Origin of the sequence: Marinicella sediminis (genome assembly GCF_002000055.1) — a bacterium.
Lineage (GTDB): Bacteria > Pseudomonadota > Gammaproteobacteria > Xanthomonadales > Marinicellaceae > Marinicella > Marinicella sediminis.
On record NZ_MVBD01000003.1, the window covers coordinates 357,964 to 371,326 of the forward strand.

At 45.0% G+C, this 13,363-nt stretch carries 1 protein-coding gene; it reads left to right on the plus strand.

From position 1 onward, the window contains the following. Nucleotides 1-370: 370 nt before the first annotated feature. Complete coding sequence (locus tag B0475_RS06360) at nucleotides 371-12,919, plus strand: RHS repeat-associated core domain-containing protein (protein WP_077410923.1); 12,549 nt, start codon at nucleotides 371-373, stop codon at nucleotides 12,917-12,919. Nucleotides 12,920-13,363 lie beyond the last annotated feature (444 nt).

The window sequence follows — 13,363 nt, forward strand, 5'->3', positions numbered from 1 at the left end:
GTCTTCATTGGGATCTTGTTCAGGTCAGCACATTTTGATTCGAATGTAACAGTTGGGGTGTGAAATTGGAATAAAAACGGTTTGTTTGTGATCGATGATCAATGGGTGTATTGACAAAATTTCTCGGTTTGTACTTTTCATTGTTATTTATAATAAAATATTAAGTAATAAGTATTGAGGCATTGACTTCACAAAAATAATCAGATAATCTGCGCAAGGCGTGTGGAACCCTATGTATAAAGGGATTTATTGGTCAACACGGGTATTATCTTAATATCGTCTATTGCATTCAATAATGTTCTCAAGCTTTGAGAACCCTGTCCGCAAAATAACACTTCCTCAAAATACTTAAATAGATAAGGAACCAGGTATGAATAAGTTTTTGCTGTTTTTCGCTTTTATATTCTCCTCAATCGCTGTGGCAGACATCGAAGTGCCAGATGCCGTGATGCAACAAATCATTGCTGATGTGATGGCCGATGAAGGTGGCTATGATGCGGCTGAAATTGATTTTCGGGTCAGAGAATGGCAAATCAACCAACCACCTGAGGACAGTTCCGGTGAAGTCACCAACAGTGGATCATGTAGTGAATCTTGTGTGCAATCTGGCGGCAATGATGCGTTACCGATGCCCAGAAATGTCAAAATCAAAGGCCGTGAAGTCAACGGTTCACTGGATAAACACATCGTCATCACCTGGAAAAGACCGCCAGCGTTACCTGAAGGCAGCGATCTTCAACTGAAGAATTACCGGGTCATCCTCGCCAAGGATGGCCAAACATTCAAGAAATACAAAGTCAAAGCCAAATTCCGTGCCAACGGCAAACCCAAAGTCAAACAAAAACTGAAACTCAGAAACCTGGAAGACGGTAACTATACGGTTCAGGTCAGAGCCAAATACAAATCCACCTCAAGTTCCCTGAACAGCAAAGCCAGCACATTGGCCGGCACCGCTGAAACCAGCAGCGGAGGCATGAACAGTGGATGGTCTGGTGCTGAGTCGGGTATTGTTGAGAGTACTGTGACTTGGGTCGGAGATTTGCAGCCCATAGCTCCTAATTTGTATCAATGCATCGTAGATCATCAATACACCAACTTGACTGATGTTACAGATGTCACCAACATAATCTGCACCAATAAAGGTCTTGTCAATGATGATTTGGTTGGACTTCAGTATTTAAGCGGACTCGTGCAGTTGGGGTTAAAAGACAACATTGGCATTTCAGATACAACATTTATGTCGTACAAATCTTTGTCTTCATTGACATGGTTAGACCTTTCCGGGAATGTTAACTTAGATATCGAGACAGGAGACCCACTTTCAGAACTGAGCGCTTTGGAAATCCTGGTTTTAAGAAACATGCAGCTCGAAAATATACCTGCCATACCAGAAACAGTGACCTTTCTGAACTTGAATGACAACAACCTGGAAAATAATGATCGATTTCCAGCTGAAACCAGCCTGGAAACCCTGGTTATTGACAGAAACAAAAATTCATCAGGACAATTCAACCTCAGTGACTCATTTTTCCTGGCTATGGGTGATTTGGATATCAGAACCATCAAAGTAAGACAAAGTGCATTAACCAATGTCAGTGCCTTTGAGAAAATTCTTGGACTAGAAAATTTGGTGCTAAGGGGTGGAAATCTAGAATCAGTCCAAGATTTTAGGAACTTATCTGGTTTTTGTAGTTTAAATATTTCTGATTCTCCAAATATCGCTGCTTTAACGTACTCAAGACCAGTTCAGTTTTTAGAACTCAATAACAATCCCTTGCTGGGAACAGTCAGTTTATTGAATAGTCCTGATTTTAGACCCGTTCAAACCAATATTTCAGGAACCAACAACCTGATCTGTGGTACTTACTATGAGTACCTGGATAACACGGCTCCAGAATTTAATCATACCAGTTGGGTTACTCCCCCATTTCAACTGGGTAATGGGAATGATCCTGTTATTCCACTTTGTCCAGCAACCGCCATCATGTCTATCATTAACCTGCCTGACCAATGTAAGCCCAATGCATTTCCAGCCAGTCTCTTTGGTGTTTACAGTGATGATGCTTCAAATCGCCATTACATCGATTGGGAACAAAATAAATTACAGGACTATGCAAGATGGGGAGTGACACATCTCAAAATTATTTCATTCATCAATGGAGCAGTTGTAGAAGAATACCTGGTTGATTTGACAGACGACACTTCATTCATTGTGGATAATACATCTGGATTGCTGCCTGATGAGTATCAGATAAAGGCCTGTACCGATTTTCAATGTGGTCATGGAAATACCAGGGTATCTGCCCCATTTGCTCAAGGTTTGGTTTCACCGACTTTTGAGAACGTCAACTGGACACTGATTGATCCGGATGGTAATCACCATTTTACAATTAAATTCAGCTATCCTCAGTTTAATGGTAAAGGCAAGCCCAATCGTTTTGAAATCCATTCCACCATGCCACAAAGTAATGGATCTTATTTGGTTACAACAGTCGATGTGCCAGAAACAGGGCTTAACCCTGTTGTTTGGAACACTGCTGAATTGCGCAGAGACGAAGTCATCGGTACATCGTTTTATTTGAAAGCCTGTCGTGACGACATTGGTTGTTCTTTATCTGTGCCATTAAACATCACCCAACCCACCATTGATGCCACTGTAGAGCTGCCTAATTTTGAGCAGTTCAGTGTGGAGCAAGTGAATGGTCAGTTGAAATTCAGGTTGGACTGGTCCTTTGATGATAATACCTTGGTGGGAAATGTCGATTATATTGAGATTGTGGAGTATCAGCCCCGCAGAAAGGATGATGATTTTGCCCATCACATCATTCCTGCTTTTGACAAAGATGACAGCGATTTGTCAATAATCACAACACATCAGGTGGAAAAGGGCTCCATCGAACTCAGTCGTTTGGCCGAGGGGCATTATCAGTATAGATTGAGGGCCTGTAGAAAAACGGAAACCTTAGATGAATGTACAACAGAAACATCACCAGTCCAAATCACTTTATCAAGAAATGATGTGGTCATTGATGATACATTCTCACCTTATTTTCTTGCCAAACCCCTTGAGCCCATATTTGCAAATGACGATGATAACGAGAGACAGTTGCAGTGGCAAATGCCTCCTGAAAATGATGTCACACCAGAATATTTCATCATAAAGTCATTTCCCTATAGATCTAATTTTCAAGAATTTAACCGGCCCAAATGTCAATTAACCATTGACGGTGTATTGGTTGATGTAGACACCATCAAAGTAGATGCCAATCAGTTTTCCAACAATTTAAATTCAGTATGGACCACTGTGAATGTATGTCATAAGACTCATGTGCCTGTTATGAATGCTGCACATCCTTATGGCCATTGGTCCATTCAAGCTTGCGTTAATGGCGTGGGTTGTACAGAGCCATTGAAATTTTGTGATGCGGGTGATTTATCTAACCCCAATTCAGGTGATCAAAGATGTACAGTAGAAACAGGCCAACAAGCGGTTTCCCAATATCATGACATCAGTTCCTCCTACAATAGCATTGTTTCAGGAGGTCCTGGTAGCTTAAGCCCGGGCTCATTCTGGAATGAAGATTTAGATGGAACTGGTTGGCACTTCTTTTGGGTCAATGGCTTGAATCAAACCGCTCAGGATGGCAGGTATGGCCGTACCTATGATCTGGTGGGTTATTGGTTCGCCTACCGCGAGGTCGATGGCAACTGGACGCCCACCTGGTATGAAGCCCGTTTGAAAAAAGCCCATGACAGTCAAGGCCATGAAGTATTTGCCGGAAATCTGTACCACCACAATTGGGTGAAACGGCTTAATGATCCTGACGACTACCCCAATGGAGGCTACACAGAGGAATTAGAGGTGGCATACGTTCAACTCAGCATCGGTCATGCCCAAACCACCAATGCAAATTCCAACAGACATGCCACACTGACACTGGACGTGGATTACATCGATGGCATCTTCAGTCAGCGGACAGTGGCTGATAATGATGGTCCATATGAAGTCAACAGCACCGGGCAGTTGGTGTTGTTGATTGAAGACATTGCCATCACCAACATGAACAACAGCTACAGTCCCAACAACGATGATGATCACTATCAGGGCTTGTGGCAACATGGCATCACGGTAGCAGAAGCACCCTTGTCAGGAGCCAAAGTCTCCATGTTGACCTGGATTCAGGGTGGGCTGGAAAATTCGTTGTTTGCCACCTTTGATGAAGCCGGTGCACCGGTTTGGTTGGCATCACAAACCTGTGGTGATTTGGATGTCGTAGTTCCATTTCATCAAGCGTGTACTCCGAAAACCCATGGTGGTTACTTCGATGATTTTTTGGAAGATGATAATGGTTATACATTGCGCGCTGTTAAGCGTGGTTATAATCCAATAGGCCACATGCCTAAGGATTATGTGCTTGAAGCTAATTTGAAGGGGGTGGGCAATTTTGGTCGCCAGTTTTTTGATCCCAACCATCCTGAGAAATTCAAAGACGGACAATTCTGGCTCAACGCAACTGTTGATTTACCGATGGAAGGCGTACCTGACAGGAATCTGGATCTCGATTTTGGTGCTGTAAATGGCATGTTGGATATAGAAAAAAGGGCCAATTTTCATGGCATTTTCTATGACCTGGTGGGTTATGAATTCACAGAAAACAGGTGTGACCCCAATCGTACTGGTCCTTGTGAAGTTTTATTCTCTTACTACACCGATGACTATTTTGCATTTGAGGAAAACGGTCAAACACAGGTCGCAGACATCATCCCCATGGTCAGAAGGGGCTTGAATGAACCCTATCAAGAGCTGATATTTAGTCCTTATTGTGAATCACCAACTTTTCCAGACGGACAAAACAGTCAGTATCAGGTCATTGGCTTCAAATGTACCTTTCTACAGGATGGGTCATATTATTTTCAATTACACAAAAGATCATATGACGATCCATCACAGACGGTACCCATTGCACAAGCAGAGCAGCCACCATTGTGGATCGAAGTATGTGCCAGCGCCAATGGTTGTGCTCATGACATAGACCCACCCACAGCAGCTGCAGATCCTGTCATGGTTGGTGATGAGTATCCAAACGCGGTACTGGTGCATGAACCAGGTATCGGTCCGATTCCCGGATCCGGGGATGTTTCTGGTGGTGCTGCCACCTATCATGTGCCGCTGTTCATTCCACCAGGGCGCAATGGCATGCAGCCAGATTTGTCGATTAATTATTCATCCAAAGGCGGTAACGGCGAAATGGGTGTGGGCTGGTCCGTATCTGCGGGTTCTGCGATCACCCGTTGTGGACAAACGGTTGCTCAGGATACTCAATTCCATGCCGTTGATTACACAGACAATGACCGCTTGTGTCTGGATGGCCAGAAACTGAAAGTGGTGAATGGCAGCTATTGGAGTGACGCCACACAGACAGAATACCGCACCGAACTGGACTCATTCGCCCGCATCAAACCATCCGGTGATGATTTCATTGTGCACACCAAGTCAGGTTACAAAAACACTTATGAACCCTTTGGTGAGGCTGGAGCGGATAACACATACGCCACCTGGATGCTCACCCGATCAGAAGATGTCCATGGCAATTTCATCATGTATCACTACGATGATCTGAATTATGGTGCAAACGAAGTGGTGCTCAAAGAAATCACTTACACCGGTTACCAACAAACCGAAGGTTCCAGAAAGGTGAGGTTTTTCCATGACCAGTCACGCACCGACAAAGACCTGTCTTACCGTTTTGGCAGGCTCTATGAATCGACGGTTAAGTTAAACAAGATCGAGGTGATGTTGGGCAGCGTTAAAGTCGCCCAATATGACATGGCTTACTCCAATTCTCATTCCAGTGGCCATTTACTGCTTGATACAGTGACTGAACATCGGTTTGATGAGTATGGCAATGACACACTAGGCCATAACAGAGAGCTGCTGAAAACCACCTGGTCTCAGAACAACTGGGACAACCAATTGGTCACAGATCCTGTGACCACGCGAAACTTCACCCATCAGAACATCATGGGGGCGATTGAACAATACTACAGCACAGGGAACCCTGTTCCCAAAAACATCACCAACCTGACCACCTCGCTGGACTTCAATGGTGATGGCATCAAGGAGCTGAGCTTTGGTCCAAGAAACGACACCCAGACCAGGACATCGGGCCTGATTTTCCTCAATGAGGACGGTGCTGTGGCCAAGGTGTTGCAGTCACCTGACCTGGCGAATGTGGACCTGCGTCACATCAATAAATTTGGTGCCGGTGACATCAACTCAGACGGCATCAATGATTTGATTGCCCTGAAAATTGAAAGAGAAACCCAAGAGTTCGAGCTGATTTTCTACGAGTATGACACCAGCAAAGACATCAACGCTTATTGTAATGACAACAATGCAGATCCGAGTGATGACTGTCTGAATCACTTTTTAGATTACTTCACCCCCCACACCATCAATACAGGCATTAATAATGGTGACCCCGATACAGTATTAGGAAATCTCAGTTGGGGACAGAATTTTACTTTTGATCATTCTGAAGACTACATGGATCCATTGAACTCTGAATTTTTTGTCAGGGACGTCAACAACGACGGCCTGGATGATTTGGTGGTAATGATCCAATTGAAAAAGCATGAAGCGTCCTTTGACGGAATGGAACGGTGGCAACTGAAAAATAACCTGCTGGTGTTCGAAAACCAATCCAGTTTTGATACCGGCAATCAGTTCCAATTGTCATTTGATGCACCTTCGGTGGTGATGGGTGGCATCGAACCGAAGATCGAACGGGAAGATGAGCCCGGTGGTATCGAAATGTACCTGTACGACAAAATTGAATTCATCGAGGATTTCAATGGCGACGGTTTGCTTGACATCCACATGAGGCGTTTGGCCAAATTAAAACCCACCTGGTTGGGTGAAGATGTGCCTGTGATGCCGTACATTGTCAATGAAAAGATCTATTTCACCAATGACAACCATGTGGTCCAGGGTTCAAAGACTTTTGCTGAGCTGGGTTTAACAGGGTTTCAATGTAAAAGAAAAGACACAGGTGCAGTGGATCCCTGCAGCCCAGACAGCATCGCTGGATTTGGACCCAACAGTTTCAACTTTCAGGATGTTAATGGTGATGGTCTGAAAGACCTGCTGTATTTTGATCGTGGATTTAGAACCTACAATGAGACTGATAACACGGTCTCTATAAATAAAAACATTTATCGCAACTGGAAAGTCAGATTGAATACCGGAGGAGATGTTTTTGACCCAAATGACGGTAAGATTTTTTCTGCTGATACCATAGAATCAGCTTTGGCCGACAGCAACACCGACTTTCTTAACTTCCTACCACAAGGGAATGTGTGTGATCACCTGGATGCCTCTGATCCACCCAGTGCCCACAGGTACTGTAACTTTGTCTTCAGGTCTTCGACCAAGATGGGCGATCTCAATGCCGATGGTGTTGCTGAAATCCTCTATCCCAATCCGGATCAATTGGTGTTTAACCGCTGTATGGTGACTCCCATCGTGAATAACACCCGTTCAGTCAGTGAAGGAGAGGATTACTGTGATGGCTTGAGTGGTGATGATCAGGTAGCTTGTGATGACAACAAAGACCACAGCCTTATGAGTATGATGGAAAGTACATCTATGCACCCGTTCGTGAATGATGAGACCGTAGAACAAATCATCAACAACCAACAGTATGTGTTTGGTTCTGGCGGAGCAGGTTGTCTGGAGGATACTTGTGATTCGCGTCCTGGAGAATTTCCACAATCCATTCCGCCAGGCACATTCAACGGAACAGGTGGAGACAATGCTTCGCTGTGTTCCAGAGGTTACACCGATGATAATAATGAGTATCGATTTGATCTGTATACAGAAGCAGGCGGGTTGAATGCCTTGTGGGACCGAGGCGTCTATGGCTACAGTGCCTTGTCCTTTGACATCCAAAATGGTCAGTTGTTGGTTACAGACACGCAGGACACCGGCATTTACAGCACCCTGTTTTGGGGCAGTGCCGGTGATGTGACCGGAGATGGCCTCAATGACTTCACAACCAACATCGGTTGTATGGGTGAACCGCAAAATTATGTCCTGGAAGGCTGTACAGCTGCCCAAGGTTCTCAGGTGTTGTTCACCGGTTCAGAGTTGGATGGTGCGATCACAGCTGCCGAAATGTGGGATGTCACTGGCGTGATGTTACAGACCCATAACAAGGAACCCATGCCAGACATGCTCACCCGGGTTGATGTTTTTGCCACCGGTGATTGGGTCGAATGGGATTACCACAGCATCAGTGAACAACTGGACAGAGAATTGGAGCTGTATCGCTTGCCGGAACGTGAGGCCGGTAACGATTACGACGGATATCTGGATGAAGCCCTGGGTGCCGGTTCCGGTGGTGAATACTTTTATTTTAACTCATCGATGTATGTGGTCTCTGAAATCAGGCGCACCAATGGCGTGAGCAAATTAAGCAATAACAGCCTCAGCACAAAAAACTACTCTTCCGTTCAATACGGCTATGAGGAAGCGGTGTATAACAACCGAGGGCGTGGTTTCCAGGGTTTCAGGACCATCACAACGATCACCAAACCCGATGCCTTCTCTGACTTCAACCGCATGAAGTCGGTCTCGACCTTTAACCAGGTCTTCCCGCTGGCTGGTACCCTCGACACTGTAGAAACCTATTCCCTGGGTGAAAACAAAAAAATCAGCAAGAGTGAATACCAATACCACAACAATCTGAGCACACTGAGCCTCAAAGGGGTCTACTTCTTACCAACCGATCTGGTGGTACAAACGCAGTACGGTGAAACAGTCAATGAACCGATTGCGGTGGTGACCGTTGACTCGGATTATGATGGCTATGGTAATGTCACCCTAAAAACTGAAACAGTTACAGACTATGTGGATTTTGCCGATTCCAGAAATGCGCAAGGCGAATATGTCACCAAGAAACAAGTGACCACACAAACCACAACCACGACTCGGAATTTCGATGATCCCGCAAATAATCCCACGCTGAACAGTGGTTGGTGGATTGATCGGTTGAATGCCACAACCGTGACAACGAATATTGTGGAATCAAGCAATACTTTGGATGATGAACATTCTGTATATGTGCCTCAAAATTTGTCCAGAACCGTTCATTCCAAATTCTTCTGGAAGAATGACAGCGACCGGACACTGGATTGTCAGTTCACGTACTCACCTGGTGTAACTGTGCCGGATGGTTGTGACCACCCCCTGGATTCTGTGGACATCAATCAAACGCTGTTTGGCTATGACACCCGAGGTAACATCATCAGAACCGAAAGCAAGGGCCAAACCCATGTGATTGATGATACGGGTGTGCGCATCACCGATGTTCAATCCAGGGTCTCTACCACCAGCTATGACGGGGAATATTACTTCCCGGTCAGCTCCACCAGTCAATCGGATGGTGGCAACCTGACCACCACCTTTGCCCATAACAGGGCCACTGGACAGGTGAAGCAAACCACCGACCCCAATGGTTTGGTCAGTGAGACTGAATACGATGAATTTGGCTTGCCGGTCCTGAGTCAGGTGAAGTTAATTGATGACACGCCGCTGAGTGCAGCTGCTGAGACAGCCATGGTTTCCTGTGATGCTGTCAGCACCCTGTGTACAGATGCGCAAAACATCGTCAATCAAACGATCCAAAACATCAAAACCAAAGAGACCGCTGACCCGACGAGTAACTTGGATCTGCTCAGTGGCTTTTACATCAATGGCAGTTATTCGTCACATGATTCAGCCCCGGTGGTGAGTTTCGTCACGGAAACCCGACAACCAGGCAGCCCGATCATCTTCACCTACCACGATCAAAAAGGCCAGCCGGTGCTGACCCAAACCGAACACACCGGTGGCGTGGTCTACGCCTTGTCATTAACCAACCCACTGGGTCAGCTGGAAATCAGCACCGATGCCTTTGTGGACACCTCAATGACCGGTGGCCTATTGAGTCACACCTACCAGTTTAACCGCTATGACGAACAGGGCCGGCTGAGCCGGAAACGGGCCTTTGTCGGTGATGTCACTGGTCAGGGTCAGGCCTGCTGGCGTGACACCGATTACGACACAGACAATGGGTTCACCACCATCAGTGCCCGGAACACCGGTGCCAATTGTGCCACCGGAATTGATGAATTGTTGATGGCACGTTCCTATGACAGCCAGGGCAAGTTGCGCCACACCTTTGATGCGAAAAATTACCGCACCACCTACTGGTATGATTCAGCAGGCCAGCCCTTCATCATCAGTGACAACATGGGCAACCCCATCATCACTGAATACGATGATTTGGGCCGCAAGACCAGGGTCACAGACCCCAATATGGGTGAAAAAGTCTTCCAGTACAACGCCTTTGGTGAAGTCATCATTGAACAGGATGCCGTTCAGCAACCGCTGTTACTCGGTAATTACAGCTACTATGATGATCTGGGCCGGGTGACCACCAAGTTCTGGAATGTCGATCAGTTTAATGTGCCACCAGCCGATGGCTTGTCTTACCAGGACAGCTTTGTCTATGGCGGCTGTGGAACGGCGACTCAATTGTGTGATCAGTATCGCCTGTCCAATTTATTGGGCGGTGATGCGCAGAATGCCACTGCATTCAACCTGGCTCAACACAAAGCTTATCAATATGATGCATTTGGCAGGATGCTGGAAGACCGGGTCACCATCACTGACCTGTTGGCTGGCTTGAATGACACCGCCACTTTGAATGGTGGGGATTATTACGTCCAATACAGTTATTACGACAACCCATCACTGAACCTGTTGAAACAAACCACGTACAACCGGGAAGGGGTGAGTGTCGGAGTCGATGCGTTCTATTCAGTGGTGAATCATTACGACTGGTTCGGCACCTTGCACAAACAAACCGAAAATCCATCAGGCAACCTGCTGTTAGAAATCACCGACATTGATCCCAAAGGACAGGTGAAAGACCGCTTGTTGGCTGGGGCCTATCAGACCACGTTTGATCACTACAACAACGGTCAGATAAGCTCGATCAAAAATGCCCGCGCTAACGGTCCTTATCAACAATTTGAATACCAGTACGATGCCTGGGGCAACATCACCAGACAGGCATTGACTGATACCAATGTTCCCGAGCCCCCATCGGAAACCTATCAATACGATGAGCTACAACGCATCAGGTTCTCAACAGTCGAAGGTCAATCAGCGATTGAATATGGCTATGATGAGACTGGCGGTTTGGGTAACCTGGTCAAGAAAACTGATTATGCCGATACCCAGGTCTATGGTGAAAACACCGCAGGCCCGAATGCCATCACCAGATCAGAGTTGAATGCCGGTGGTACTCTGACCCACCAGTATGACCCCAAAGGTAATCGCATCCATGATGTATTGACAAACAATGTTTCCACCACCGACACAAGTTATGTTTATGATGCCAATAACCTGTTGGTACATTCTAAAATCATGCCACCTGTTGGACAAGGTTTCTCAGAGATCTATTTCAGATACGGTGTCGACCAACAGCGTTTTTTGAGGTACGAGGCTGATTATGATGAGAACGGTGATGTTGAAAAAGGTGCCATCACACTGTATGCAGGCCCGTATTTTGAGGAACGCATCGATCTGAATTCTTTGCACCAGGAGTTGAAAGTACAGGTCAGTGACTACCTCAGTGTGACCCTCAAACCCACTAAAGAGCTGGTCAGACACTATTTACAAAAAGACCGCCTGGGTTCAACCACACAAATCATCGACAACGCAGGTCAACTGATCAAAACGATGAGCTACGATGTGTTTGGTAAGCCCAGAAACGGTGATGACTGGTCGGCCATGACAGTTCCTGAGCTGGATTTTAATGACACAGAAAATGGGCCACTCGATATTACACGTCGGGGGTTTACTGATCATGAACATTTGGATCAGTTTGAATTGATTCATATGAATGGGCGGATGTATGATTTTAATAATGGGCGGTTTTTGAGTGTTGATCCGTTTATACATGGTGTGACCAGTCAAGGTATTAACCCATATTCATACATTTTGAATAATCCGTTATCTGGAACAGATCCAACTGGGTATATTCCAGATAGATGCATAGTTGATTGTGAAAGACATAAAAAACCAGCAAAAAGGCCTGAAAAGAAAGAGAAACGAGGGAAATTAAAAACAAGATTTCCTGGTCTTTGGAATGGTGTGACTTCGTATGGCAACAAAGCGAAGTCATCGAGTGACGTAGCTGAGACTGAAAGCCAAAGCAATATTATTAATGATGCTAAAATGTTGGCAAAAGCAGGCCGAAATCTGAACACTAAATGTTTAATACATGGAGTATGTGAAGGAGAAGTTCACATACCAGAATATATACCAGTGCAAGAAGGAGGAAGTGCAATATTAGGGTCGATTGGTGAATTCATAGAAATAGAATTAACCAATCCTATGAATTATGTATATGGAGCTGCTGCTTCAGCGGGGGCATATTTAGTTTATAGAGCTGGAAAGTGGTATAAAGGAATTAAGAAGACTAATGGGGAAAAAATTACCAAAGGAAGATTGAAAATTGATCCAGATGGAGATTTTTCTCAATCTGAAATAGATTCAGCCTATTTCATGGCCAGTCGAGGAGCCAATGTGCATTTAAGAAGGGAGAGTACTGTTGACGGCGTGAGGACAACTGATCTTGTAGTTGATGGTATTCCATATGATGTTTATACACCTACAACCAGTAATCTAAATAATATTATGAGGAATATAAAAGATAAGAATGGGCAGGCGAATGGTCAGAGTTTAGGGGTTGTGCTTGATTTGAGGAAATCTACTGCAACACAAGATCAACTTGGCGATATAGTGGGGCGACTGCGGGGGAATGGGTATAATAATATTTTAGAAGTGATTGTATTAGATAAATGAGTTCAATAAGGTGTGATTGTGGTGAGAGGATATTTTTAGGTCAAATACCTAACCCTCACCAATGGAAGTTTATTTCGGATGATGATCTAGATAAGTACTCAGGAATGATTAATATAGATGAGATGTATATTGAAATGAGTAGTTTTATTAAGTGCCCTTCTTGTGGAAGCTTGTGGGTTTTTTGGAATGGTTGGAATTCTAAACCTCAAAAATTTGTGCCGTCAGAAAATAATGAAACGGAAACTCCGGGTCATATATGAAGGACATACCACCGGGATGAAAATACTGGGACAGGCATTAGCTAGATAAACTAAATACAGGGACAGGCATTAGCTAGATAAACCAGTTGGAGAAATTAAGCTGGTTTATATGTCAAAATAGTAAATACAGGGACAGGCATTAGCTAGATAAACCAGTTGGAGAAAATAAGCTGGTTTATATGTC